At 72.5% G+C, this 23,909-nt stretch carries 23 protein-coding genes and 3 tRNA genes; 16 read left to right on the top strand and 10 right to left on the bottom strand.

Annotated elements, in window-relative coordinates:
• Nucleotides 1-44: 44 nt before the first annotated feature.
• Complete coding sequence (tnpA, locus tag ACTWPV_RS27510; protein ID WP_443154003.1) at nucleotides 45-461, bottom strand: IS200/IS605 family transposase; 417 nt, start codon at nucleotides 459-461, stop codon at nucleotides 45-47.
• Nucleotides 462-483: 22 nt separating this feature from the next.
• On the opposite strand from tnpA, the gene ACTWPV_RS27505 reads away from it, so the two are divergent.
• Nucleotides 484-1,683, top strand: a complete 1,200-nt coding sequence (locus tag ACTWPV_RS27505; protein WP_443154002.1) for an RNA-guided endonuclease InsQ/TnpB family protein — start codon at nucleotides 484-486, stop codon at nucleotides 1,681-1,683.
• Between the two features lie 89 nt (nucleotides 1,684-1,772).
• Nucleotides 1,773-2,489 carry an MFS transporter gene (locus ACTWPV_RS27500; protein WP_443154001.1) on the top strand — a complete coding sequence of 239 codons (717 nt, stop codon included), beginning with the start codon at nucleotides 1,773-1,775 and terminating at the stop codon, nucleotides 2,487-2,489.
• 34 nt (nucleotides 2,490-2,523) lie between these two features.
• Here the strand turns inward: ACTWPV_RS27500 and ACTWPV_RS27495 are convergent, their stop codons facing one another.
• Nucleotides 2,524-3,477 carry a sporulation protein gene (locus tag ACTWPV_RS27495; RefSeq protein ID WP_443154000.1) on the bottom strand — a complete coding sequence of 318 codons (954 nt, stop codon included), beginning with the start codon at nucleotides 3,475-3,477 and terminating at the stop codon, nucleotides 2,524-2,526.
• 287 nt (nucleotides 3,478-3,764) lie between these two features.
• Here ACTWPV_RS27495 and ACTWPV_RS27490 point away from each other — a divergent pair, with 287 nt between their 5' ends.
• From ACTWPV_RS27490 to ACTWPV_RS27475, 4 genes are all read left to right on the top strand, one after another.
• Nucleotides 3,765-4,805 (top strand): PP2C family protein-serine/threonine phosphatase, encoded by a 1,041-nt coding sequence (locus tag ACTWPV_RS27490; protein WP_347643961.1) that lies wholly within the window; start codon nucleotides 3,765-3,767, stop codon nucleotides 4,803-4,805.
• 151 nt (nucleotides 4,806-4,956) lie between these two features.
• The gene (locus tag ACTWPV_RS27485; protein ID WP_443153999.1) at nucleotides 4,957-6,324 is read left to right on the top strand and encodes a GH39 family glycosyl hydrolase; all 1,368 of its coding nucleotides are present in this window, start codon (nucleotides 4,957-4,959) and stop codon (nucleotides 6,322-6,324) included.
• 69 nt (nucleotides 6,325-6,393) lie between these two features.
• On the top strand, nucleotides 6,394-7,230 hold the full coding sequence (locus ACTWPV_RS27480; RefSeq protein WP_443153998.1) for an alpha/beta hydrolase family protein: 837 nt from the start codon (nucleotides 6,394-6,396) through the stop codon (nucleotides 7,228-7,230).
• An 85-nt stretch (nucleotides 7,231-7,315) separates the two neighbouring features.
• Nucleotides 7,316-8,752, top strand: a complete 1,437-nt coding sequence (locus tag ACTWPV_RS27475; RefSeq protein WP_443153997.1) for an arabinose isomerase — start codon at nucleotides 7,316-7,318, stop codon at nucleotides 8,750-8,752.
• Here the strand turns inward: ACTWPV_RS27475 and ACTWPV_RS27470 are convergent.
• Entirely contained in the window at nucleotides 8,749-9,945 is a 1,197-nt protein-coding gene (locus ACTWPV_RS27470; RefSeq protein WP_443153996.1) for an SGNH/GDSL hydrolase family protein, read from the bottom strand. The two genes, ACTWPV_RS27475 and ACTWPV_RS27470, sit on opposite strands and share 4 nt — an antisense overlap.
• Before the next feature lie 119 nt (nucleotides 9,946-10,064).
• Here ACTWPV_RS27470 and ACTWPV_RS27465 point away from each other — a divergent pair, with 119 nt between their 5' ends.
• The 7 genes from ACTWPV_RS27465 to ACTWPV_RS27435 all read left to right on the top strand — a co-directional run bounded on the left by ACTWPV_RS27465 (nucleotide 10,065) and on the right by ACTWPV_RS27435 (nucleotide 15,545).
• Complete coding sequence (locus tag ACTWPV_RS27465; protein ID WP_443153995.1) at nucleotides 10,065-10,682, top strand: TetR/AcrR family transcriptional regulator; 618 nt, start codon at nucleotides 10,065-10,067, stop codon at nucleotides 10,680-10,682.
• Nucleotides 10,683-10,714: 32 nt separating this feature from the next.
• Nucleotides 10,715-11,653 carry an aminoglycoside phosphotransferase family protein gene (locus ACTWPV_RS27460; protein WP_443153994.1) on the top strand — a complete coding sequence of 313 codons (939 nt, stop codon included), beginning with the start codon at nucleotides 10,715-10,717 and terminating at the stop codon, nucleotides 11,651-11,653.
• A 124-nt stretch (nucleotides 11,654-11,777) separates the two neighbouring features.
• On the top strand, nucleotides 11,778-14,102 hold the full coding sequence (locus ACTWPV_RS27455) for a SpoIIE family protein phosphatase (RefSeq protein ID WP_443153993.1): 2,325 nt from the start codon (nucleotides 11,778-11,780) through the stop codon (nucleotides 14,100-14,102).
• 341 nt (nucleotides 14,103-14,443) lie between these two features.
• Nucleotides 14,444-14,514, top strand: a tRNA-Ala gene (locus ACTWPV_RS27450).
• Nucleotides 14,515-14,530: 16 nt separating this feature from the next.
• A tRNA-Gln gene (locus ACTWPV_RS27445) sits at nucleotides 14,531-14,603 on the top strand.
• 25 nt (nucleotides 14,604-14,628) lie between these two features.
• Nucleotides 14,629-14,701: transfer RNA gene (locus tag ACTWPV_RS27440), tRNA-Lys, on the top strand.
• Between the two features lie 52 nt (nucleotides 14,702-14,753).
• Nucleotides 14,754-15,545: a PIG-L family deacetylase gene (locus ACTWPV_RS27435; RefSeq protein WP_443153992.1), complete on the top strand. Its 792-nt coding sequence runs from the start codon at nucleotides 14,754-14,756 to the stop codon at nucleotides 15,543-15,545.
• Nucleotides 15,546-15,581: 36 nt separating this feature from the next.
• On the opposite strand, the gene ACTWPV_RS27430 is transcribed toward ACTWPV_RS27435, so the two are convergent.
• The 7 genes from ACTWPV_RS27430 to ACTWPV_RS27400 all read right to left on the bottom strand — a co-directional run bounded on the left by ACTWPV_RS27430 (nucleotide 15,582) and on the right by ACTWPV_RS27400 (nucleotide 20,840).
• Nucleotides 15,582-15,995: an RrF2 family transcriptional regulator gene (locus ACTWPV_RS27430; protein ID WP_347643971.1), complete on the bottom strand. Its 414-nt coding sequence runs from the start codon at nucleotides 15,993-15,995 to the stop codon at nucleotides 15,582-15,584.
• A 60-nt stretch (nucleotides 15,996-16,055) separates the two neighbouring features.
• Nucleotides 16,056-17,000: a sulfite exporter TauE/SafE family protein gene (locus ACTWPV_RS27425; RefSeq protein WP_443153991.1), complete on the bottom strand. Its 945-nt coding sequence runs from the start codon at nucleotides 16,998-17,000 to the stop codon at nucleotides 16,056-16,058.
• Between the two features lie 188 nt (nucleotides 17,001-17,188).
• Nucleotides 17,189-17,899, bottom strand: a complete 711-nt coding sequence (locus ACTWPV_RS27420; protein ID WP_443153990.1) for an SDR family NAD(P)-dependent oxidoreductase — start codon at nucleotides 17,897-17,899, stop codon at nucleotides 17,189-17,191.
• Nucleotides 17,900-18,011: 112 nt separating this feature from the next.
• Nucleotides 18,012-18,761, bottom strand: coding sequence for an SAM-dependent methyltransferase (locus ACTWPV_RS27415; protein WP_443153989.1), 750 nt, complete (start codon nucleotides 18,759-18,761; stop codon nucleotides 18,012-18,014).
• Between the two features lie 44 nt (nucleotides 18,762-18,805).
• The gene (locus ACTWPV_RS27410; RefSeq protein ID WP_443153988.1) at nucleotides 18,806-19,600 is read right to left on the bottom strand and encodes an ABC transporter permease; all 795 of its coding nucleotides are present in this window, start codon (nucleotides 19,598-19,600) and stop codon (nucleotides 18,806-18,808) included.
• Entirely contained in the window at nucleotides 19,597-20,487 is an 891-nt protein-coding gene (locus tag ACTWPV_RS27405; RefSeq protein ID WP_443153987.1) for an ABC transporter ATP-binding protein, read from the bottom strand. Before ACTWPV_RS27405 ends, ACTWPV_RS27410 begins: the two co-directional genes overlap by 4 nt.
• Complete coding sequence (locus ACTWPV_RS27400) at nucleotides 20,484-20,840, bottom strand: hypothetical protein (protein WP_443153986.1); 357 nt, start codon at nucleotides 20,838-20,840, stop codon at nucleotides 20,484-20,486. The genes ACTWPV_RS27405 and ACTWPV_RS27400 overlap by 4 nt, the downstream gene beginning before the upstream one ends.
• Before the next feature lie 68 nt (nucleotides 20,841-20,908).
• Here ACTWPV_RS27400 and ACTWPV_RS27395 point away from each other — a divergent pair, with 68 nt between their 5' ends.
• Genes ACTWPV_RS27395 through ACTWPV_RS27385 form a run of 3 tightly spaced genes read left to right on the top strand, consistent with a single transcriptional unit; the run spans nucleotide 20,909 to nucleotide 23,898 of the window.
• Nucleotides 20,909-21,310 carry a GntR family transcriptional regulator gene (locus tag ACTWPV_RS27395; RefSeq protein WP_347643983.1) on the top strand — a complete coding sequence of 134 codons (402 nt, stop codon included), beginning with the start codon at nucleotides 20,909-20,911 and terminating at the stop codon, nucleotides 21,308-21,310.
• Nucleotides 21,307-22,437 carry a DUF1648 domain-containing protein gene (locus ACTWPV_RS27390; protein WP_443153985.1) on the top strand — a complete coding sequence of 377 codons (1,131 nt, stop codon included), beginning with the start codon at nucleotides 21,307-21,309 and terminating at the stop codon, nucleotides 22,435-22,437. Before ACTWPV_RS27395 ends, ACTWPV_RS27390 begins: the two co-directional genes overlap by 4 nt.
• Nucleotides 22,438-22,497: 60 nt before the next feature.
• Nucleotides 22,498-23,898, top strand: a complete 1,401-nt coding sequence (locus tag ACTWPV_RS27385) for a pyridoxal phosphate-dependent decarboxylase family protein (RefSeq protein WP_443153984.1) — start codon at nucleotides 22,498-22,500, stop codon at nucleotides 23,896-23,898.
• Nucleotides 23,899-23,909 lie beyond the last annotated feature (11 nt).

Genomic DNA, 23,909 nt, shown 5'->3' with positions numbered 1-23,909 from the left:
AGGAATAGCCCGGTTCGCCGCCAGGCGGACCGGCGTCTTGTGGTTCAAAGGGGACGGGTTTGCTGCTCGATGTACTGGCGCAGGACACTGATCGGAGCGCCGCCCACGCTCCCAGCGAAGTACGAGCCCGACCACAGCTTGTTCGCCCGGTAAAAGTGGGCGGCCAGTTCGGGAAACTCCTGGCGCATCCGCCGGGAGGAGACTCCCTTCAGCGAGTTGACCAGTTTCGACAGGGCGATCTTGGGCGGGAAGTTCACCAGCAGGTGGACGTGGTCGTGCTCCCCGTTGAACTCGCGTAGCTCGGTCTCGAAGTCGGCGCACACCGATCTCATGATCTCTTCCATGCGGGTCAGATGAGTGCCGGTGAAGACTCGATGCCGGAACTTCGTCACGAAAACCAAATGAGCATGTAGAACGAAAACGCAGTGCCTGCCGGTCCTAATTTCGCTGCCCTCGGCCATAAACCAACTGTATTCTGGCCGGGTGCAGTTGCGGTACTCCTACCGGATCGACCCGACACCGGCCCAGCAGATCGCGCTGGCGCGGGCGTTCGGGTGCGCCCGCGTGGTGTTCAACGACGCGCTGCGCATGCGTAACACCGCCCATGCGGCCGGGTCGCCGTTCGTGACGGACACCGAACTGTCCCACCAGGTCATCACCGAGGCCAAGAAGCGCCCCGATCGGGCGTGGCTGGGTGAGGTCTCGGCAGTCGTGCTCCAGCAGGCGCTCGCCGACTGCACCACCGCCTTCCGCAACTTCTTCGCCTCCGTCTCGGGTCGGCGCACAGGCCCGAAGATCGCACCGCCCCGGTTCCGGTCGCGTAAGGACAACCAGCAGGCGATCCGCTTCACCAAGAACGCCCGCTTCTCCATCACCGGGCAGGGCAAGCTGCGCCTGCCGAAGATCGGAGACGTGGCGATGCGCTGGTCGCGGGAACTGCCCTCACCACCATCCAGCGTGACCGTGATCAAAGACGCGGCAGGCCGGCACTTCGCCTCGTTCGTGATCCAGGTCGCCGAGACAGTCCTGCCCGCCACCGGCGCGGAGACCGGAATCGATCTCGGGCTCGGGCATTTCGCCGTCCTGTCCGACGGCCGGAAGATCGACTCGCCCCGGTTCCTGCGCCGGGCAGAGAAGAAGCTCAAGAAACTCCAGCGGGATCTGTCGCGCAAACAGAAAGGATCAGCCAACCGGGGCAAGGCTCGCACGAAGGTCGCCCGCCAGCACGCCAAGGTCACCGACGCGCGCCGTGAGTTCCACCACCAGCTCTCCACAAAGATCATCCGCGAGAACCAAGCGGTGTACGTGGAGGACCTGGCGGTCAAGGGACTGGCCCGCACCAGGCTGGCCAAGAGCGTCCATGATGCCGGATGGAGTCGGTTCGTCGGCATGCTGGAGTACAAGGCGCACCTGTACGGACGGACCTTCGCCAAGGTCAGCCGGTGGTTCCCCTCCTCCAGGCTCTGCTCGGCCTGCGGAATCGTGGCCGAGGCAATGCCGCTGGCCATGCGGGAATGGACCTGCGCCTGCGGCGCACGGCATGACCGGGACATCAACGCCGCCAGCAACATCCTGGCCGCCGGACGGGCGGACAGGCTAAACGCCTGTGGAGGGCCGGTGAGTCCAGGCGCCAGCCCGGCACGGCCCGACGAAGCAGGAAGCCGTGGAAGTGCTGCCGCCTGAAGAGCGGCGACACAGGCCAGAATCTCCGGCCTTCGGGGCCGGGGAGCGCGTCAAACGTTCGCCGCCTCGCTCGGGCGGGGGCGGGGCCCGTGCTGATCGCCGTGTTCGGCGGGGAGCAAGCGATCCCGGACACCGGCCGCGTCTTCCTGTGGTCGTGCGGCCTGTCCGCCGTGCTCGTCGCGCTGTCGGCGGCGCTCGCGCGCAGCCCCCGCCCGGTGGCCGGCGAGCAGGACGCGGGCGGCGACGTGCGCTCCCTGCTGCGCCGTCCCGGGCTCGCGCACGCGCTGGTGACGAGCTGCGTGGTGCTGGCGGCCGTCGACATCACGCTCGACTACCTGCCGGCGCTGGGCACCGAGCACGGGCTGAGCGCGGGGACGATCGGGCTGCTGCTGACCGTGCGCGGCCTGGCGTCCATGGTCTCGCGCTTCTTCCTCGGCAGCCTCTCGCGCGCCGTCGGCAGGCGGCGGCTCCTGGTCGGCAGCACCGTGGGGGCGGCCGTCGCCATGCTGCTCACCCCCCTGCCGATGCCGCTGTGGCTGCTCGCGCCGGTGCTGGTCGTCCTGGGGTTCGGGCTCGGCGTGGGGCAGCCGCTGACCATGTCGTGGCTGGCCGAGTCGGCGCCGCCGGGCCTGCGCGGCCGCGCCATGTCGCTCCGCCTGGTCGGCAACCGCACCGGCCAGCTCCTGCTGCCCGGCGCCGCCGGGCTCGTGGCGGCCGGCGCGGGCGCCGGGGGTGTGCTCCTGCTCACCGCGCTCGGCCTCGGCTGGGCCGGCGTCGCCGCCCGCCGCCTGCCCGTCGACCCCTGACCGGCCAGGCGGCGGCGCGTGTTTCAGCGGGGGGTCACCAGTCGCCGCCCTCCTCCTCGTCGCCCTCGAAGAACTCCTCGACGACCTCCTCCACGACCTCGCCCGCCACGAGACCGCCGACGACGCCCGCCGCGCCGGCCGCGGCGACCATGCCCAGGCCGGGCCCGCCGTGGTGTCCCTCGTGGTGGCCGTAGTGCTCGTGGTGACCGCCGTGCCCGGCGTACTGGGACAGGCTGTCGAGCCAGCGGCCCAGCTCGCCCGCCCAGTCGGTGACGAGGGCGTCGTCGTGGCTGACGTGGAAACGGCCGATGGCGTCGCTGGAGGAGTAGTGGCCTGCGCGCTTGTCGGCCTCCAGCACGACCTGCAGCCCCGCCGGGTCGGCCACGAAGGTCACCTCGACCTCGCGGACCACCCCGGAGTAGGGGCCGGACGCGTAGAACTCGATCTCCTGGTAGAACGGCAGCTCCTGCCGCACCCCGTGAAGCTGCCCCGCCTCCAGGTCGGCCGACTTGAAGCCGAAGCCGAGCTGCAGGAACGCCTCCAGGATGCGCAGCTGCGAGGGCAGCGGCTCGACCGCCACCATGTCGAGGTCGCCCTTGTCGACGGCCTTGGCGATGGCCAGCTCCGTGCGCACTCCCACGGCCATGCCGGTCAGCGGCTGCCCGCCGATCTCGCTGATCGGCGTCTCCCACGGCACGGGGAACGCGAAACCGAGGACCCGCTCCTCGCCCTTGGCCAGCGTGAAAGGACCGGAGACCTCGGTGCGGGAGAACTCGCCGAGCCCCGCCTGCTCGCCGTCGCCGTGCTCGATCTCGACCCGGGCCACCAGCCCGAGCGTGATGTGCTCGATCTCGGCGTCGAAGTCGCCGCCTTTGAGCCGTACCTCCCCTTCCAGCGTGCCGCCCGGCCGGGCCCGGGCGGTGGACAGGACGGTGTCCACCGAGGGCGCGCCGACGCCGAAAGCACCCAGCATCCGTTTGAAGACCACGACTCTGTTCTCCCTGTGCAAGATCGGTTGTGTGCCGCTGACCCAACGATCTGTACCCGGCCGGAGTTCCGCTGGTCCAGCAGGTGTCGGAAGCATCCCTCATGTCTGTTTCGTCGCGTCTCCGTGGAACCTCACCCGTACGACGCCGTCCCGCGCGGCCCGCAACCGACATGCGTTGAGCCATGCTTGTATATGGCCAATCATTGATGTTTCATTTTTCGTTGACCGGGATCGGTGGGCTGACAGTGGGCCGTGCGAGACACGCACATGGCGACGCGAGGGGGCAGATGAGATCCCTGCGGGCTCTGCGGTGGTTGCCCTTCGCCGTCATGTTCTGCGTCGCCGTCCTCGACGTGCTGGCGGGCCCGACGCTCATCTTCCTGCCGCTGCTCACGCTGGGCCCGGCCTTCGCCTCGTTGTCGGGCGGGGTGCGGCGGACCTCCGCGGTGGGCGCGGTGGCGCTGGCCATCTGCCTGTTCCTGGCGTCCTACAACGACCTGGTGCTCCACTGGCAGAACAACCTCACGGTCGTCAGCATCGCGGGCGTGACCGCGGCCAGCATGCTGGCCGCCCACCTGCGGCTGGAGCGCGAGCGCGAGCTGGCCAGCGTCAAGCAGGTCGCCGAGGTCGCCCAGCGGGTGCTGCTGCGGCCGGTGCCGCGGCGGGCGGGAGATCTGCAGGTGGCGCTCTCCTACACCTCGGCGGCGGCCGAGGCCCAGATCGGCGGCGACCTGTACGAGGTCGTCACGACGCCGCACGGCGTTCGCCTGCTGATCGGCGACGTCCAGGGCAAGGGCCTGGCCGCGGTCGAGACGGCCGCCTGGGTGCTCGGCGCCTTCCGCGAGGCCGCCTATGACGAGGCCGAGCTGACCGACATCGGCGAGCGGCTGGAGGTCAGCCTGACCCGGCACCTGGACGACGAGCAGTTCGTCACGGCGACCGTCGCCGAGGTGCACGAGGGCGAGATGACGCTGGTGCACTTCGGCCATCCGCCGCCGATGCTCATCAGGCCCGACGGCACCTGCTCCACGATGGAGCCGCCCGAGCAGGGGCTGCCGCTGGGCCTCGGCGCCCTCGACGCCGCGGCGGCCAAGCCCCAGCGCATCCCGTTCGGGGAGGGCGACCGCATCCTGTTCGTCACCGACGGCGTCATCGAGGCCAGGGACACGGCCGGCCAGTTCTACCCGCTCACCGACCGCGCCGGGCTCCTGACGCTCACCGACCCGCAGGCCGCGCTGGACGCGCTGCGGGCCGACCTGGTGGAGCACGTGGGCGGGCCGCTGCTCGACGACGCCGCGATGTTGCTGCTGCACCGCCGCGGCTCGTGAGACCCGCGTCGCGGAAAGACGCCGAACGATAACGATTGACTGTGAACCAGGCGCTCGATGCGCCCCGCCTCCCCAGCCCGTGGAACGCTACTGGCGGCATGTCGACGGGAGGATCGGTGAGGCTCGGGTGACTTCGGGTAACCGTCAAGGGATGAGGCGGCGGCTCGGGCGGGCGGCCGCCTCGGCGGCGACCGCCATGGCCGTGGCTCTGGCCGTCACGAGCTGCTCGTTGCTGGGCCAGTCCCCGCAGCAGCGGCCTCCCACCGTGCAGAAGACCACCGCCGCGCCCCAGGCGTCGCCGGGCGCGAGCGGCCTGGCCGGGAAGCCGCCGCAGGTGGAGGACGGCTGGCCGCGCTGGGGGTTCACGCACACCGGCGTCAGCGCCAACAACATCACCCGGGAGTTCGAGCAGCGGGTGGCCGGCCGGTTCGCCAAGACCCCGATGCTGCAGAACCAGCACATCATGGGCTTCGGGGCCTTCAACCCCGAGCCGCACCCCGGGCGGTACGTCTGGGAAGACCTCGACAGCCGGATGAACCTCATGAGGCAGTCGGGCGCCACGCCGGTCATCACGCTCTGCTGCGCTCCCGACTGGATGAAGGGCGGCCCCGAGGGCCCGACGTCGGAGGAGGGCTGGGCCGAGCACCTCGAGGACGCCCCCTATCCCGAGCACTTCGACGACTTCGCCAAGCTGTCGGCGGCCGTCGCCACGCGGTACAAGGACGTCAAGTACTTCATGGTGTGGAACGAGTTCAAGGGCTTCTGGAAGGACCACTCCAAGCCCGCCGACTACAAGGGGTACACCGAGCTGTACAACAAGGTGTACGACGCGGTGAAGGCGGCGCGGCCCGACGCTCAGATCGGCGGCCCCTACCTCGGCTTCGACAGCAACAAGGGCGGCGACACCGAGCTGCGCGGCGAGTGGGGCGTCGTCAACCAGCACGTCCTCGACGCCTTCACGTACTGGTTCGAGCACAAGAAGGGCGCCGACTTCGTCGTGGTCGACGGCGCGTCGGTGACCGACGCCCACGAGCTGCTGCCTGACGAGTTCGGTGCGCTGAGCAAGTTCAGCGCGGTCACCCAGTGGTTGCGCGACAAGACCGGCGACCTGCCGGTGTGGTGGTCGGAGTGGTACTTCGTGCCGGAGGACGGCACCACGTGGCCCGAGCCCAAGCGGCTCGCCGTACAGGCCGCCTCGATGGTCGAGTTCGCGCGGAGCGGCGCCGCCACGGCGCTCTACTGGAACCCGCAGGCCAAGGAGGGCAGCTGCCCGGCCTGCCTGTGGGAGCCGCGCACGGGCGCCGAGCAGCCCACGGCCAGGCTGGTGGCCGGCTTCACGAAGTGGTTCCCCGCCGGGGTCGAGCTGGAGGCGGTCACCTCCTCCGACGCCAAGGTCAGGGTGCTGGCCCAGCCGGAGCAGCTGCTGCTGGTCAACACCTCCGACGGCCAGGTGACGACGACCGTCGCCGGCACGCGGTTCACGCTCAAGCCGTACGAGATCAAGTGGAGCGGCCGCTGACCGGCCGCCGGTGCGACGGGTGCTAGATTCGTGATCGAACCGATCAGTTCGATCACACCGGAGGCAGCCGTGACCGACGCTCTGACACGCGACCTTCCCGCCGACCTCGCGCCTCCCGCAGGCACACCGGCGGTGACGTTCGCCAGCGGCGGCCACGCGCTGCTGGGCGTCCTCCACCTGCCCGCAGGCCCCGGGCCGCATCCGATCGTGGTGCTCCTGCACGGGTTCCCGGGCAACGAGCGCAACTTCGACCTCGCGCAGTCGCTGCGCCGCGCGGGCTACGCGGCCCTGGTGTTCCACTACCGCGGCTCGTGGGGCGTGGGCGGCTCATATTCGTGGGGCAACGTGCTGGAGGACGCCGCCCGCGTCACCCGGGCCGTGCGCGAGGACGCCGTGGCGTCCGCGCATCGGCTGGACCCCGACCGGCTGGCGTTGGTGGGCCACAGCCTCGGCGGCTTCGCCGCCCTCATGACGGCCGCCGCCGACCCCGCGGTCCGGGCCGTCGTCTCGGTGGCCGCCTTCGACATGGGCAAGGCCGCGGCGGCCTGCCGGGCCGAGCCCGGCGCGCGGGCGCAGCACGCCTCCGCGTGGGACGAGGAGTTGCTGCCGCTCCGTGGCACCAGCGGCGCGGCCCTGGTCGCCGAAATGGAGGCGGCCGGCCAGGCATGGAGCCTGGCCGGCCTGGCGCCCCGCCTGGCCGACCGGCCCGTGCTGCTGGTCGGCACCGGCCGCGACAGCGTCACGCCCGCGCGGACACATCATCATCCGCTGGTCGAGGCCTACCGTGCGCATCCGGTGTCCGGGCTCGAGCACCGGCTCTATCCGACCGACCACGCCCTGTCGGACCACCGGCTGACCCTGGCCCGCGACGTCACCGACTTCCTCGACCGCCACCTTGCGGATTAAAACGTGTGAACGCCGCGAACAGGCCCCTTGACCATCGACTGCCGCCACAATACCGTCCCGATGAGGCCAATCCAGGTAAAACGTTTTGCGCGGTGAAGCCGCGCCGGAGGGCAGCACCATGGCCAGCACCAGGCAGGTACGCGTAGGGCTCGTGGCCGGAGGGCTGGGAGCGTACTGGCCCCAGTTTCCCGACCTCCTTCCCCAGCTCCAGCGCTCGGCGGCGCGGGTCTCGGAGCGCATGAGGGAGCTGGACGCGGAGATCGTCGACGTCGGGTTCATCTCCGACGCGCAGGAGGGGGCGGTCGCGGCCGAGAAGTTGCGGGCCGCCGACTGCGACCTCATCGTCGGCTTCCTGACCACGTACATGACGGCCACGATGCTGGTGCCGATCGCGCAGCGCAGCGGCGCGCCCGTGCTGCTGATCAACCTGCAGCCGACCGAGTCGATGGACCACGCGGCATTCGACACCGGCCAGTGGCTGGCCTACTGCGGCGCCTGCCCGCTGCCCGAGATGGCCAACGCCTTCCAGCGGTGCGGCATCCCGTTCCGCTCGGTGTCCGGCTACCTGGAGGACGAGCGGGCCTGGAAGCGCATCGACGGCTGGGTGCGGGCGGCCGCCGCCAGGGCCGCGCTGCGGCACGGGCGGCACGGCCTGATGGGCCACCTCTATCCCGGCATGCTGGACGTGTCCACCGACCTGACGCTGGTGAGCGCGAACTTCGGCGGGCACGTCGAGGTGCTCGAGTTCGACGACCTGCGGGTGCGCGTGGAGAAGGTCACCGACGCCGAGGCCGCCGCCAAGCGCGCCGAGACCGAGAAGATCTTCGACTTCGCCGACTCCGTCAACGAGACCGACCTCGACTGGGCCTGCCGCGTCTCGGTCGGCCTCGACCGGCTCGTGGCCGACTTCGAACTGGACAGCCTGGCCTACTACCACCGCGGCCTGGACGGCGAGACGCACGAGCGCCTCGGCGCCGGCATGATCCTCGGCGCCTCCCTGCTCACCGCCCGCGGCGTTCCCGCCGCCGGCGAGTACGAGCTGCGCACCAGCCTGGCCATGCTCGTCATGGACCGGCTCGGCGCGGGCGGCTCCTTCACCGAGTTCCAGGCGCTCGACTTCCACCGCGGTCACGTCGAGATGGGTCACGACGGGCCCGCCCACCTCGCCATCAGCGCCAGGAAGCCGCTGCTGCGCGGCCTCGGCGTCTACCACGGCAAGCGCGGCTGGGGCGTCTCGGTCGAGTTCGACGTCAAGCACGGACCGGTCACCGCGTTCGGGATCATCCAGCGCCGCGACGGGCGCTTCGCCTTCCTCGCGTCCGAGGGCGAGACGGTCGACGGGCCCCACCTGCGGATCGGCAACACCACCTCCCGCGTCGACTTCGGCCGCGACCCCGGCGAGTGGACCGACGAGTGGAGCGCCACCGGCATGTCACACCACTGGGCTCTCGGCACCGGCCACCGCGCCGGCGAGCTCAGGTCCCTGGCCCATCTCCTCGACCTCGAGTTCGTCCAGATCTAGCCGGTGAGCAGGCCGGCGGGCACCGCGCCGGCCAGCGCCCGGTGGCCGGCCGGGTTGAGGTGCAGGTGGTCTCCCAGGTCGAGCTCGGCCAGGAGCCGGTGTGGCGCGGCCGGGTCGCGGGCCGCGCGGTCGAAGTCGATCACGGCGTCGAACCTCCCGCCGGTCCGGATCCAGTCGTTGACCGTCCGCCTGGCCGCCTCGCGGTGGCCCGGGGCGTCGTCGTACGGGACGTTGCCGCCGAAGGGCGTGAGCGTGCCGCCGTACACGCGGATGTCGTGCGCGTGCGCCCGGACGATGATCTGCTCGTAGGCCGCGATCAGGTCCTCGGCGACCCGCTTCTGTGCCGGGCGGGTGGCCGGCGCGGTGCCGATGTCGTTGACGCCCGCCAGCACGATCAACCACCGGACGCCGCTCTGGGCGAGCACGTCGCGGTCGAGCCGGGCCAGGCCGCTCGGGCCCAGGCCGTCGTCCAGCAGGCGGTTGCCGCCCGCGGCCTGGTTGGCGACGGCGACGCCCGCGGCGGCGCCCAGCCGGTCGAAGAGCCGGTCGGGCCAGCGGTCGTTGTGGTTGGTGGTGGAGCCCCTGCCGTCGGTCAGCGAGTCTCCCAGCAGGACGAGCGCGGCCGTGCCCGGCTCGGACCACACCTCCAGGGCGCTGAGGAAGTACCAGTGGTCGACGGGGGTCGCGCCCGGCAGGTCGGCGGCGGTGACGTGGTCGCCCGTCGCCAGGTAGGAGGTGGTCCTGGAGCCCGGATGCGAGGTGACGTGCTCGGAGGCCTGCCCGTCGGCCAGGTGGAGGGTCACGGTGAGGACCGAGCCGGGCGCGAGCGCGAGATCCAGCGGGTCGGACACGACCTGCGCCCCGACCGGCACGACCGCGAAGGGCCTGCCGGAGAACGTCACCGGCCGCGCGGTCCCCGGCTGGATCGTGCGCACCCCGGCCCGCCCGCCTTCGGGCAGCGCCACGGAGGCGGCGGTGATGGGCAGCGGCGCGCCACCGAACGCGTTGGACAGGCGCACCCGCAGCCGCGACCCGCCCGCCGACACCCGCACGCTCTGCCGCAGCGTGCTGCCGGCCAGCACCAGGCCGTCCTTCGTGTACGGCGGAGGCGGCATGTTTCCCGGCTCGGTGAGCTGCGGCATGGCCGTCCACGTGCTGACCCAGCGCCCGGGAGAAATGTTTCTCGACGACACCGAACATTTCTATCGGATCCGGGCCTGCCCGGGCGAAAGCATGATCGGGAAGCTACTTTTACCCGGGCTTGCGGATCAAGTGATGTGCCGGTCGGCGGACCGCGCCTAGGGTCGCGTCCATGGGCACTCCAGAGACCGGCGAACGGGAGGCGATCCTGGGGGCGGCGATCCGGCTGTTCGCCGCCCTCAGCTACGACGCGACGTCGATGGGGCAGGTGGCAGAGGCCGCCGGGGTGGACGTGGCCACAGCGACCCGCTATTTCCCCACCAAGAGAGGGCTCTACCTAGAGGTCATGGAGCATGTCCTGCGGACGCTCGCCGCCAGGGTCGAGCCGCCGGCCCGCGAGGCGCAGACCGGCCCGCCCGAACAGAGGCTGAAGGCGCTGCACCGCTTCGTCGACGCGTACATCGACCTCTGCGCCGAACATCCCGAGATCCCCGCCTTGTGGACGCACCGCTGGATGTCCGACGCCAGCGACATCGACCACCTCGAAGCGCACGACCTGCAGCCGCTGACCCAGCAGTTCGTCGACGGCTTCGCCACGCTCGCGGAGCCGGCCGGGGCAGACCCGCCGATGCTCACGTACACGATCGTGTGGTGCATCCACGGTTTCACGCTGAGCGGGATCCTCGACGGGACCGGCCACCGGATCGTCATGAGCGATCCCTCGCTGCTGCGGCGCTTCCGCGCTCACATGCACCAGTTGCTCGACCGCGCCCTGCGCCGGCCGGATTGACGACCGGCCAGGTCCCGGACATGATCACCCGCATGGCTGATTCCGGACATGCCCCGAGCGAGCGGGCCGAGCACGCGATGCGGGTGGCGGTCTCGGCCGGGCGGCGGCTGGGGCTGCGCGCGCTGGAGCCGCGCGTGCTGCACGACGTGTTCAACGTGCTGGTGCACCTCGCGCCCGACCCGGTGGTGGTCCGCGTGCCGACCCTGGCCCTGGCGTCCGCCGCCGAGCAGGCCGGCCGCCAGCGGCGGGAACTGGCCGTGGTGGGCTGGCTGGCGGACCAGGGCGCGCCCGTGGTGCCGCCGAGCCCTCTGGTGCCGCGCGAGCCGGTGGAGTGCGGCGGGATGTCCTTGACCTTCTGGCAGTACGTGGACGAGCGCGACCCCATCGCCGCCGCTCCCCCGGACGAGCTGGAGAACAGGTTCGTGGAGCAGACCGGGTGGGTGGCCGAGCTGCACCGGCTCATGGCCGGCTACCCCGGCGAGCTGCCGGTGCTGGCGCCGCTGGTGCCGGGGACGGCGCTGTCACTGGCCGAGCTGCGCGAGAGGCCCGGCATCCTGACCGCGGCGGACCTGGACCGGGCCGGGCGGGAGAACGCCGTGGTCGAGGCCATGGCCCGTGACCTGCCCGGTGCGTTTCCCGGCGCCCGCCTGCAGGCCGTGCACGGTGACTCGCCGCCGTACAACGTGCTGCTGACGGCCGGGGGACACCTGTTCGGCGATTTCGAGGACGTCACGCTGGGGCCGGTCGAATGGGACCTGGCCGGTGCGGGGCCGCGCGCGGTCGAGGCGTACGAGCGGGCGGGCGGCGGGCCGGTGGACCGGGCGCTGCTGGAGTTCGTGGAGGGCGCCCGGCTGCTCCAGGTGGTGGCGGCCCTGGCTCTGGCCGGACGGATGCCGGAGCTGGCCGCCATGCTGGAGCCCCTGGTCGTGCGGTGGCGGGCCCGGCCGCCGCTGGAGCTGCCGTCCTCCTAGCGGGGCACGCTGGTCATATGCCAGATCGTAACCATCCCCTCACACGCAAAAGTGTATTCTGCCCGTATGTGGCGTTTTGTCCGATTGGCGCCCTTCTCGCTCATGAGCGAGGCGTGGTGAGGCCATGCACGGCGAACACCTCCCGAGTCCGGGCGGGACGAGCGCGTCGTCCCGCTTCGACGAGCTGCTGATCGAGACCGTCAGCGCAGCGGGAGCGCACATCGGCATGGCGTACGTGCTGGACAGAAGCGGCCACGTCCTCGAGATGGAGTCGGCGGTGGGCATACCCGGCTCGATCGCCAGGGCGTGGGCGAGGGTCAGGGTCAAGACCGACCGTTCCCTGCCGATCGCCGTGTCCGTACGCGATCGGCGGCTCATCTGGGTCGGCGGCAGGGAGGAGCTGGCCCGCGCTTTCCCGGCCGCCGCACTGGCCCTGCCGTACCACTTCGCGGCCGTGACCACCCCCGTCTGCTCGGGCGGCGCCGTGTGGGGCGGCCTCGTGCTGCTGTGGCCGTCGGGACTCGCCTCCGAGCTCACCCCGCGCCAGCGCGACGTCATCGACCACGCCTGCGGCGAGATCGGGGCCCTGCTCCGGCGGGCCGCCGAGCAGGGCCACCCCATCACCCCGCGACCACAGCCGCGGCTCCTGGACCCGCGTCGCGAGACCGGCACGGGCCGGCGCGCCCACCGGCTCGCGCTGGACTGCCTCAACCGCCTGCCGGAGGGGTACTGCTGCCTCGACACGGAGGGACGGGTGAGCCTCGTCAGCGCTCCGGCCGCCGAGTTGCTCACCCTGAGCCCGTCGGAGCTGCTCGGGCGGACGCTGTGGGAGTCGCTCCCGTGGCTGAACGACCCCGCGTACGAGGACCGCTACCGAGCCGCGGTCGTCAGCCGGCAGGCCACCCACTTCACCGCCCGCGCCCCCGGCGCGCGGCAGCTGACCTTCCGCCTCTATCCGGGCCTGACGGGCATCACCCTACGCGTCGCGCCCGCCAGGGCCGCCCGCGGCGCCGAGCCGAGCCTCGTCGCCGGACCGATGGCGGGCCCGGTCATGAGCCCGGTCGTGAGCCCGGACGTGAGCCCGGACGTGAGCCCGGACGTGAGCTCGGTCATGAGCCCGGTCGTGAGCCCGATAGCCGGCCCGGGAGCGGGCCCGGTGGTCGGCCCCGCTGTGGACCCGGGGGCGGACCCGGGGGCGGACCCGGGGGCGGACCCGGGGGTGGACGCCGCCCGGGAGCCGCGCGTGATGGCGCTGCACGAGATGTTGCACCTGGCGACCGCGCTGGCCCGTGCGGTGACCGCGCAGGAGGTGGTCGACCTCGTCGCCGACCACGTCATCCCCGTCTACGGCGCCCAGGCTCTGGCCATCCTCACCTGGCAGGACAACCGGATGCGCGTGGCCGCGTCGCGCGGCTACAGTCAGGACGCCGTCAAGCGGTACGACAGCCGCCCCGTCATCCACCAGGCCGGCCCGCCGGACCACTACGAAGCCGGCGAACCCGCGTTCTTCTCCACGTGGGACGAGCTCCGCCGGCAGCGTCCCGACTCCATCCGCGCCGACGACATGAACGCCTGGGCGTTCCTGCCGCTCGCCACCTCGGGCCGGCCCTTCGGCACGTGCGTGCTCGCCTACGCCCGCCCGCACCATTTCAGCGGCGAGGAGCGGGCCACGCTCACGGCGCTCGGCGGGCTGGTCGCGCAGGCGTTCGAGCGTGCCCGGCTCTACGACAACAAGCACCAGCTCGCCCAGTGCCTGCAGGCGAGCCTGCTGCCGCACCAGCTGCCCGAGATCCCGGGCCTGGAGGTGGCCGCCCGGTATGTGCCCGCCCTGCCCGGCATGGACATCGGCGGCGACTTCTACGACCTCATCCGCCTGAGTCCCACCATGGCGGCGGCCGTCATCGGTGACGTCCAGGGGCACGACATGAACGCCGCCGCGCTCATGGGACAGGTGCGCACCGCCATCCATGCCCATGCCTCCGCCGGGGCGCCTCCCGGCGAGGTGCTCGCGCACACCAACCGGCTGCTCGCCGAGCTGTCCCCCGACCGGTTCACCAGCTGCCTCTATCTCAGCATCGACCTGGCGGAGCGCACCGCGTGCCTGAGCAGCGCCGGGCACTTCCCGCCGCTGCTCAGCCGCCCCGGCGCGGCCACGCAGGTCATCGACGTCTCCCCCGGGCCGCTGCTCGGCATCGACCCCGACGCGAAGTACGCCGCCACGGACCTGGTCCTCGATCCCGGCTCGGTCCTGACCCTCTACACCGACGGCCTCATCGAGGAGCCCGGGCTCGACCTGGGCGACGCCATCACCGGGCTGGCCCGCCGTTTCGCCCCCTCGCCGGGCACTCCGCTGTGCGACCTGGCGGCGGCCCTCATCGACGAGGCCGCCGCCGATCATCGTACGGACGACATCGCCGTACTGCTCCTGCGCGATATCGGCCCTCAATGACGGGCCCGATGATGGCCCTCGGAGGCGCGGGCTGCGCGGCACAACGGGCCTGCGCCGCCATTTCCCTGGCTTTCTCGCGGGTGAACGAGGAGCCGCGAATAATACGTGGCACGCGCCGGGCTCCGCCCTTTATCGTGGTTTCACGTGAGAGGCGGAAAACCGCCGATCAGCGGGCCACGACATCGCCGGAGGAGGAGCCATGGGTCGCGCAGCCGCCGCCAAACGGGCGCAACGCCAGGCCGGTCAGGCCGTGGTCCGGCGTGCTTCTGGGTGATTTGTCGAGAGAATCGCTCACCAGCCGCCCGAACATCCAGGTGGCTTTTTTTCTTTCCGTACGACATGGGCTGATGGTGAAAAGGCATCACGTCTGCCTTGCAAGCAGAGGTTCAGGGTTCGAGTCCCTGTCGGTCCACCCTTCTCCTTTTCCATGCCAGATCGTCTAACAGGTAGGACGCCCGGCTCTGAACCGGGTAGGTGCACGTTCGAATCGTGCTCTGGCAGCTCATCGAGGACCCCTTCTGTCCTCGCCGCTCGCGCCCGGCTGGTCGGGCACCGGCCTTTTAAGCCGGATTGGCAGGGTTCGAGCCCCTGGGGCGGTACGTCACACACCTCCACTACCATGGCCATCCTTGATCACGTAAGGAGGGGGACGTGGCGGAGCTCCGCGTGTTGTGCGTGCACGCGCACCCGGACGACGAGGCGATCTGGACGGGCGGCACCCTGGCCAGGTACGCCGACGAAGGCGCCGTCACCGCGGTCGTGACGTGCACCTGGGCCGAGGGCACCCGGCGGGCCGGCGAGCTGGAGCGCTCCCTCGCCATCCTCGGCGCCGGCGAGCCGCTGCTGCTCGGCTACGCCGACGCGCGCAAGCCCGAGTCCGCACCCGGAGCGCCGCGCTTCGTGGACGTGCCGCTCGACGAGACGGTGGGACTGCTGGTCGGGCACATCAGGCGCATGCGCCCCGACGTCGTGCTCACCTACGACGGCTACGGCGTCTACGGCCATCCCGATCACGTGCACGCCCACCGCGTCACCATGGCCGCGGTCGAGGCGGCCGGCTACGACCAGCTCCACCGCGACGCGGGAGCGCCCTGGCGGCCCCGCTCGCTCTACCTGGCGACCATCCCGCGATCCGTCGTGCTGTCGCACTGGCGGGCGGTCTTCGGCGCGGATCCCGGCCCGGATCAGGCGCTGCCCGGCGTGCCCGACGACCAGATCACCACGCGTCTCGACGTCTCGCGATGGAGCGAGCACAAGTGGGCCGCGATGCACGCGCACGAGTCGGAGGTCGGGCGCGGCGCGTCGATGACCATGCTGACCGCGCTGCCCGAGCCGGCCCGCGCCCTGATGCTGGCGAACGAGTGGTACCGCCGCGTCTCTCTCACCGGCGCTTCTCCCGCCGGCGTCCTTCCCGCCGGAGACGTGGAGACCGCCCTCGGGTGACGCGTGGTCCCCGGAGGGCGGACGGCGGCGGGCCGCTCAGGGCGCCTCCAGCCCGGCGGACCTGGACGGCTCCTGCGCGGCGGCCACGACGTCGGCCAGGGTGATCTCACCGAGTAAGGCCTCCTCGTGGCTCTGCAGCCGGGCCCAGATCTCGGCCAGCGGGGCCGCGGCCTTCGGGAAGGGTCTGGCGGCCTGCTCGACGCCCTCGGTCACGCGGATCACGTCGGCCAGGGCGATGTCCCCGGCCGGGCGGGCGAGCCAGTATCCGCCGTCGGGGCCGCGCTGGCTGTGGATGAGGCCGGCCCTGCGCAGCTGGAGCAGGATGTTGTCGCAGAAGCGGCGGGGGATTCCCTGGGAGTCGGCGATCCATTCCGCGTGGGCCGGGCCGTCCGCCGCGGCCAGGGCGAGCATCGCGCCGAGTGCGTACTGGGTGCGCGCGGAGATTCTCATAGGCGTGTCGGCGCCACGGGCCCGGCCCTCGGACGAGGGCCGGGCCCGGATGCGCGGGCCTCAGGCGGAGGCCGTCTCCTCCTCCGTGTCCCCGGTCTTGCGCTGCAGCTCGCTCTCGATCGCCTCGACCGACTCGTTGGCCTTGTCGCGACGGTATTCGCGGACCGAGTAGGCGATCGCCGCCGCCCAGATGACGGCGATGGTCACGTACGCGATCGTCTGCACGGAGCTGGAGGCGTCGATCCAGTCGCTGCGCAGCAGGGTACGGGCGTTCGTCAGGACGATGATCCCGCCGACGGAGGAGCCGAGGATGCGGGGCGGGATGTGGCGGACCAGCCAGGCGGCGATGGGGGCGGCGATGACGCCGCCGATCAGCAGCACCGCCACCCAGGAGAAGGTGATGTTCTCCGAGCCGAGGCCGACGAAGAAGCCGACGCTGGCGGCGATGGCGACCAGGAACTCGCTGGTGTCGATGGAACCGATCACTTTACGAGGGGCCAGGCGGCCGCTGGCCAGGATCGCCGGGGTGCCGACCGGCCCCCAGCCGCCGCCTCCGGTGGAGTCGACGAAGCCGGCCAGCAGCCCGAGCGGCGCCAGGAACCTCTTGCGCAGCGGCTTGCCCAGGTTGCCGCGCGGCAGCCCCAGCGCGGTGAAGCGGACCAGGATGTAGGCGCCCAGCACCAGCAGGATGATCGACATGACGGGCGCGGCGACCTCGGTCGACAGGCTGGACAGGAACGTCGCCCCGGCGAAGGCGCCGATGGCTCCAGGGACACCGATCTTGGCGACGACCTTCCAGTCGACGTTGCCGAAGCGCCAGTGGGACAGACCCGAGACGAGCGTCGTGCCGATCTCGGCCAGGTGCACGGTGGCGGAGGCCGCGGCCGCGTTCGTGCCGATGGCGAGCAGCAGCGTGGTCGAGGTGACACCGTAGGCCATGCCCAGGCTGCCGTCGACGAGCTGGGCCGCGAAACCGACCAGCCCGAGCAGGATTAGCGCTCGCACGATCCCCTCTTTTCCTATCATTCCTACTATCCAAGTAGGATTAGTCTCTACGAGTTCCAGGATCGAGTCAAGATGTGACAGGTCAGCCACCCGACAGCACGATCGGGGCTCACCCGCACGGCGGCGAACGACCGCCGGCTGAGCGGACGCGGCGGCCCGCTACGCGGGGGAAGCGGGCTCGGGGCGGGCTACGCGGGGGAAGGGGTCTTGGGGCGGGCTCCGGAGGCCAGGCGGTGGGCCCGATGGGAGACGGCCGCGCGCCACTCGTCCGGTGTCACGACGAAACGGCCGTCCCGGACCGCCGCGAGCGCCACGCCCGCGATGACCGCCGGGTCCTCGCCTTGGGGCGACATGGCCGTCCGTACGAGCGCGGGGCACAGCAGCGTCACCCCGACCGGAGTGCCCTCCAGCGCCAGCGAGGCCTGCTCGGCCAGGGCCACCACGGCGTGTTTCGAGGCGGCGTAGGCTCCGCCGCCGGGGAACGTCACCAGCCCCGCCAGCGATGCCGTGACCAGGATGTGCGCCGGCCGTCCGGCCGCGAGCAGCCTGGGGACGAAGGCACGCAAGCCGTTGCGCACGCCGCCCACGTTGACGGCGAACACCCTGTCCCAGTCGTCGTCACTCACCTCCCACGGCGCGCCCAGGTCCTGGCCGACGATGCCCGCGTTCAGGCACACCAGGTCGGCGCCGGGCGCGGCGGCGGCGAGTTCCTCCATCGCCGCGGGATCGGCGACGTCGGTGGGGACCGCGTCGGCTCCCAGCTCGGCGGAGGCGGCGGCGAGCCCGGCCGCGTCGACGTCGGCGAGCACGACGTGCGCCCCCGCCGCGCGCAGGGCGGCGGCCAGGGCCCTGCCGATGCCGCCGGCGGCACCCGTGACGACGGCGTGCGTGAAGTTCATGACCTTCTCCCGAGGCGACTCGTGACGTTCATGGCCCTCCCGGGCGAGCCGTCCCGGCGATGACCGGGCACGTGGGACTCACGTGCCGCCGCCACGACCGGGCACGTGACACTCACGGCTCCCGCACCGGCCGGAGCAGGAAGGTGACGAAACCGAGGACGTCGCGGTAGCCGCGCAGCCACGTGGCGCGGTGGTCGCGGGCCGCCGCCAGGGCGGTGTCGCCGTCGGCGCCGGGGTGGTCGAGCGCCCAGTCGGTCAGCGAGCCGGTCCAGGACCATTCGTACTCGTCCCACTCCGCGCGCGTGCTGGTGTGGGCGTGGACGGTGGCGTAGCCGGCGTGCTCGGCCCGCTCCACCGTGCCGGCGAGGTCGGCGTACTCGTCGAGGCCCGCGTCCAGCAGGGTCAGGATTTCCGGCGAGGGCGTCGTCTCCCAGAAGCCCTCGCCGACGAGAGCCCGCCCGGTGGGACGCAGGTGGCGGCGCATCGCCTGCAGCGACTCCGTCAGGCCGCCGAAGGCGTGGGTGGCGCCGACGCACAGGACGAGGTCGTACGGCTCGGGGGCGGTGAAGCCGTCGGCGGTGGTGTGGTGCAGGCTGAGCCGGTCGGACACGCCGCGGGCGGCGGCGTGCTCGGCGGCCGCGGCGAGCGCGGCCTCGGAGACGTCCACTCCGTCGGCCGTCGCCTTCGGGTGCAGCTCCAGAGCCCTGATGATCCATTCGGCCTCGCCGCAGCCGAGGTCGAGGACGCGCGCGTCGGCGGGCAGCCGCGCCCGCCGGAGCAGGCGTTCGAGGGCGTCGTCGTGGATGGGGGCGGCGATGGGATGGTCACGATGGGCGAGGTGGCTGAGCAGGTGTCGATGCATCCGGAGGATTATGCCGGAGCGCCCCTGCGCTTCGCGCGCCCTTTTCACGTGATGTCCCTGCGCAACGGGGCCGCGACGGCGGCGAGCGCGGCCAGCGCGGCGTAGCCCACGAGGACGGCGCCGCCCAGCGAGGCCGGCAGCAGGGCGCCCGCCGCCCCGCCCGTCTGGACGGCCACGGCGTCGGCCAGGTAGGTGAAGCCGGTCAGGGCGGCGGTGGCCCCACCGGGCAGGTAGGGGTAGAGCGTGTTCACCCCGGGGACGAGCATCAGCGCGGTCTCGACGACGTAGAAGTACGAGCCGAGCACCACGAGCGCGGCCACCTGGTTGCGGAGCAGGGTGCCGAAGCCCACGCCGAGCAGCGTGTAGACGCCCATGGTCACCGCGATCCTGGCCAGCAGCCCGAGCACCTCGCCTGCGGGCAGCCCCAGGGTGACGCCCTTGGCGGCGGCCGCCGTGAAGAGCCCCGCGGCGGCCACGGCGGCGGTGGCCGCCCCGTAGGCCAGGCCGGCCGCCGTGTACGTGACGATCTTGGCGACCAGCGCGGTCCATCGCCGGGGCGCGTACAGCACCGTGGTCGTGATGGTGCGGTGGCGGTATTCGGCGGCCACCGCCGACGTGCCCAGCAGCGCGGGCACGAACGCGAGCAGCCCGAGCAGGCCGAGCACCACGCGCGTGCCCTCCGCGGTGTGCAGGCCGGGCATCGGCGGGTCGAAGTTCTCCGGCCCGATGAGGGCGAGCAGCGCGGCGAACGCGCCGCTGCAGATCGCCGCGAGCATCCCCCACCGCCAGAGCCTGGCGCTGGTCAGGCGGCGCCACTCCGCCAGGACGAAACCGGTCATGCGGGCCCTCCGGTGAGGTTGAGGAACGTCTGTTCGAGCGTGGGGCGGACGGGGGTGATCTCGTGCAGGGGGATGCCGTGCGCGCTCGCCTCGGCGGCGATGCGGTCGGCGGGCAGCCCGTGGACGAGCAGGGCGTCCCCGGCCGTGCGCTCGACGGTGACCCCCTCCCCCAAGCCGGGCAGGAGCGCGTGCAGGGTTTCTGCGCCGGGCGAGCGGATGAGCACGCGGGGGTCGCCGTACAGGTCGGCCACCAGGCCCGCGACGGCGAGCCGGCCCTCGCGGATCACCACGACCCGGTCGGCGAGCTGCTCCACCTCGCTCAGCACGTGGCTGGAGACCAGGACGGCGCGACCCTGCGCGGCCAGCTCGCGCAGGAAGCCGCGCAGCCAGGCGTTCCCCTCGGGGTCGAGGCCGTTGGCGGGCTCGTCGAGCAGCAGCACGCGCGGGTCTCCGAGCAGCGCGGTCGCCAGGTGGAGACGCTGGCGCATCCCGGTGGACAGGGCGCGGGTGAGGCGCCCGGCGAACGGGGTCACGCCGGCCAGGTCCATGACCTCCTCCGTGCGGCGGCGGGAGAAGCCGCCCATCCGCGCGTACACCCGCAGGTGGGCGCGGGCGGTGTGGTCGGGGTGGAACCCGGAGGTGTCCAGCACGGCGCCGACGGTCGCGGCCGGGCGGCGCAGGCGGGCGTAGCGCACCCCGCCGATGGTGGCGCTGCCGGTGTCGGGGGCGACCAGGCCCAGCACCATGCGCATGGTGGTGGTCTTGCCCGCCCCGTTGGGGCCGAGGAAGGCGGTGACCTTGCCCGGCGGCACGTCGAAGCTCAGGTCGGTGACGGCGGCCACGGGGCCGTACGCCTTGCCGAGCCCGCGCACCTCGACGGCGGTCACGCGGCCGTTCCGGCCAGCCGGTGCCGGACCTCTTCGGCGCCGGCCAGGCTGAGCACCAGCTCGTCGACGCCGTCGATGCGCCGGTCGAGCACGATGCGCAGCCCTGGCTCGCCGCCCCGGGCGCACACCAGCCGCGTGACGCCGTCGAAGCCCGTCCACGTCCCGGCCTTGAGCACGCCGCTGACGACGATGCCCGCACGCAGGCCCCTGGCCTGGGACAGGGGGTGGGCCACGGGCACGGCCTCGCGGATCGCCGCCAGCGGGATGTCGGTGCGCGCCCTGCGGACGAAGAGCCGCGTCCAGCGCTCGTAGCGCACGGTGAGCGTGGTCGAGGTGATGTCGAGGGTGAACATGGCCGGGGCTCCCATCGTTGGTGAGTTCCATCTGTTCTATTAGTTGTATATCAGATAAGCTGTTGGGCGTGAACCTGCACCTCGATCTCGACAGCGAGGTCCCGATCTACCAGCAGATCCGGGACCGGATCGTGGAGGCGATCGCCAGAGGCGAGGCCGTGGAGGGCGACCCGCTGCCCTCCACCCGCCAGCTCGCGGCCGACTTCGGGATCAATTTCCACACCGTCAACAAGGCGTACGACCTGCTCAAGCGCGAGGGCGTCATCCGCGTCAACCGCAAGAGCGGCGCGGTCGTCAGGCGCGATCCCTCCTCAGGCCCGCCGGAGCCCGGCTTCGCGGCGGACTGGGAAGAGCGGGCCCTTGTTCTGCTGGCCGAGGCCACCGTGCACGGCCTCGACCGCGACGAGGTCGTACGCCGCTGCCAGGCCCTGCTGGCGAGATTCCGAGCCGAGGAGAAGACGACCTCATGACGCTGCCCATCGCCGCCGCGCTGGCCACGATCGCCCTGGTGACCGGGGTGTCGCTGGCCCTGCCGGCGCTGACCAGGCCGACGGCGCCGTTCGGGGTGCTCGTGCCGCACGCGTACGTCGCCCACCCCGAGGTGATCGGGCAACGCCGTGCCTACACCAGGCTGGTGCTCATCGCCGCCCTGTGCGCCGCCGCCGCCGGCGTGCCGCTCGTCGCGGCCGGGCGGGGCGCCGGCTTCGTCAGCGGTGTCGGCGCCGTGCTCGGCGTCGCGGACCTGGCCCTCTACGTGCGGGCCGGCCGCGGGGTCCGCGCGGCCAGGCGCGACGGAGGCTGGGAGGAGGGCCTGCGCCGCCGCGTCACCGTGGACACCACGTTCCGCACCGACCCGGTGCGCGTGCCCTGGGCGTGGGCGCTGCCGGCGCTCGTGATCACGCTGGCCACCGCGGCTGTCGGCTGGTGGCGGTACGGCTCGTTGGGCGCCCTGCCGTCGTTCCGGGGGTACGGCGTCGACCCTGCCGGCCCGGCGCGGGCCCTCACCCCGTTGGCCGCGTTCGAGCCGGTGCTCATCCAGGCCGCGATCACGCTGCTCCTCCCCGTGGTGACGCTGCTCGTCCTGCGCGCCCGCCCGGACCTCGACGCCGCCCGTCCCGCGGGTTCGGCCCGGAGGTACCGCGTCTACCTGCGCGGCGTGGCCCGGCTGACGCTCGCCGGGGCGGCCTGTCTCAACCTCGGGCTGCTGGTGGCGTCCCTGCAGCTGTGGCAGCTGGTCCCGCCGTCACCCGCCTGGCGGATCGCGACGTACGTCCCGCTCGTCGCGCTGCTCGTGGCCTGGGTCGTCCGGGAGATCCGCGTCGGCCACGGCGGGCACCGGCTGCCGGCCCTGCCGGGAGAGGACGCCGAGGACACCGGGGCGACGCAGCGTGACGACGACCGCCACTGGTTCCTGGGCGGCACCGTCTACCTCAACCGGCACGACACGGCCCTGCTGGTGCCCGCCAGGATCGGCGCGACCTGGACGCTCAACCTCGGCCATCCCGTCACGTGGGCCATCCTCGCCGCGCTGGTGCTGCTGGGGCTGCTCGCGCTCACCGGGGTGGTCGACCTGCCCCAGCGGGAGAGCCTTTTCTGACAGCCAGGGTGCAAGAACGTCCAATCCTGACTCTTGCCCGGTTCCCTACCGTGTCCGGACATGACCACCCAGCAGGAACGCCACACCGCACTCCCCCTGGACCTCGCCCCGCACGCCGTCGCCGATCTGGGCCGCCAGGCCGTCGACCTCATCGTCCGGCAGGTCGCCGAGCTGCCGGACGAGCCCGCCAGCGACTACCGCGACGCCACCCGGCTGGCCGCGCTGCTGCGCCGCCCGCCGGGTGGCGAGCCGGGCGACTTCGCCACCCTGATCGAGACCTTCCGCCAGGCCGCCGGGCAGGGCGTCAACACGGCGGGACCCGGCTACCTGGCCTATTTCCCCGCGGGCGGCCTCGTCTCGTCGGCCCTGGCCGAGCTGCTCGCGCAGGTGGCCAACCGCTACACCGGCGTGGCGCAGACCGCGCCCGCGCTGGTCGCGATGGAGGAGAGCGTGCTCACCTGGATGGCGGGCCTGTTCGGGCTGCCGTCCGGCGCGGGCGGGCTGATCACCACCGGCGCCTCGCAGGCCACCCTGTCCGCGGTGGTGGCCGCCCGGCACGACCGGCTCGGCGCCGCGTTCGGCGATGGCACCGTGTACGTGACCGAGCACACGCACTACAGCCTGGCCAAGGCCGCCCAGATCGCCGGCCTGCCCGCCGGGCGGATCCGGACCGTCCCCACCACCGCGGACCTGCGCATGGACGTCCGCGAGGCAGCCCGCATGATCGCTGAGGACCGCGCCGCCGGGCTGCGCCCCTTCCTGCTGGCCGGCACCGCGGGCAGCACCAGCACGGGCACCGTCGACCCGCTCGCGGACCTGGGCCGGCTGGCTCGCGAGCAGGGGCTGTGGTTCCACGTCGACGCCGCCTACGGCGGCGGCTTCCAGCTCACCCGGCGCGGGCGCGAGCGGCTCGCCGGCATCGAGGAGGCCGACTCGCTCACGTTCGACCCGCACAAGAGCCTGTTCCTGCCGTACGGGACGGGCGTGCTGCTCGTACGCGAGCCCGCCGTGCTGCGCGCCGCGCACGCGGGCGGCGGCCAGTACCTGCAGGACATCCACGAGGTGGACGGGCTGCCCGACTACGGGCACCTGGGCGTGGAGCTCACCCGGGAGTTCCGGGGGCTGCGGTTGTGGCTGCCGCTGCACCTGCACGGCCTGCGGGCCTTCGAGGAGGCGCTGGACGAGAAGCTCGACCTGGCCGGGGTGGTGCACCGGGAGCTGTCGGCCGATCCGCGCCTGGAGGTGCCGTGGCGGCCGGACCTGAGCGTGGTGCCCTTCCGCCTGCGGGGCTCCGACGACGACAACCGGCGCCTCCTCGACCGGATCAACGCCACGCGCCGGGTCTACCTGTCGAGCACCACCCTGGAGGGTGCGTTCTACCTGCGCCTGTGCGTGCTCAGTGTCCGCACCGGCGCCGACCGCGTGGAGGAGGCGCTCCGCGTCATCCGCGCGTCCTGCTGACCGGCCGGCCG

Origin of the sequence: Nonomuraea sp. KM88 (assembly GCF_052245635.1) — a bacterium.
Lineage (GTDB): Bacteria > Actinomycetota > Actinomycetes > Streptosporangiales > Streptosporangiaceae > Nonomuraea.
This window is presented reverse-complemented; position numbering and strand designations above follow the sequence as displayed.

What these genes read in the sequence shown, in the direction of transcription:
- tnpA (WP_443154003.1), bottom strand. Translation starts at nt 461, where the DNA reads ATGGCCGAGGGCAGCGAAATTAGGACCGGCAGGCACTGCGTTTTCGTT.
- ACTWPV_RS27490 (WP_347643961.1), top strand. Translation starts at nt 3,765, where the DNA reads ATGAGATCCCTGCGGGCTCTGCGGTGGTTGCCCTTCGCCGTCATGTTC.
- ACTWPV_RS27485 (WP_443153999.1), top strand. Translation starts at nt 4,957, where the DNA reads ATGAGGCGGCGGCTCGGGCGGGCGGCCGCCTCGGCGGCGACCGCCATG.
- ACTWPV_RS27465 (WP_443153995.1), top strand. Translation starts at nt 10,065, where the DNA reads ATGGGCACTCCAGAGACCGGCGAACGGGAGGCGATCCTGGGGGCGGCG.
- ACTWPV_RS27460 (WP_443153994.1), top strand. Translation starts at nt 10,715, where the DNA reads ATGGCTGATTCCGGACATGCCCCGAGCGAGCGGGCCGAGCACGCGATG.
- ACTWPV_RS27455 (WP_443153993.1), top strand. Translation starts at nt 11,778, where the DNA reads ATGCACGGCGAACACCTCCCGAGTCCGGGCGGGACGAGCGCGTCGTCC.
- ACTWPV_RS27430 (WP_347643971.1), bottom strand. Translation starts at nt 15,995, where the DNA reads ATGAGAATCTCCGCGCGCACCCAGTACGCACTCGGCGCGATGCTCGCC.
- ACTWPV_RS27420 (WP_443153990.1), bottom strand. Translation starts at nt 17,899, where the DNA reads ATGAACTTCACGCACGCCGTCGTCACGGGTGCCGCCGGCGGCATCGGC.
- ACTWPV_RS27415 (WP_443153989.1), bottom strand. Translation starts at nt 18,761, where the DNA reads ATGCATCGACACCTGCTCAGCCACCTCGCCCATCGTGACCATCCCATC.
- ACTWPV_RS27410 (WP_443153988.1), bottom strand. Translation starts at nt 19,600, where the DNA reads ATGACCGGTTTCGTCCTGGCGGAGTGGCGCCGCCTGACCAGCGCCAGG.
- ACTWPV_RS27400 (WP_443153986.1), bottom strand. Translation starts at nt 20,840, where the DNA reads ATGTTCACCCTCGACATCACCTCGACCACGCTCACCGTGCGCTACGAG.
- ACTWPV_RS27390 (WP_443153985.1), top strand. Translation starts at nt 21,307, where the DNA reads ATGACGCTGCCCATCGCCGCCGCGCTGGCCACGATCGCCCTGGTGACC.
- ACTWPV_RS27385 (WP_443153984.1), top strand. Translation starts at nt 22,498, where the DNA reads ATGACCACCCAGCAGGAACGCCACACCGCACTCCCCCTGGACCTCGCC.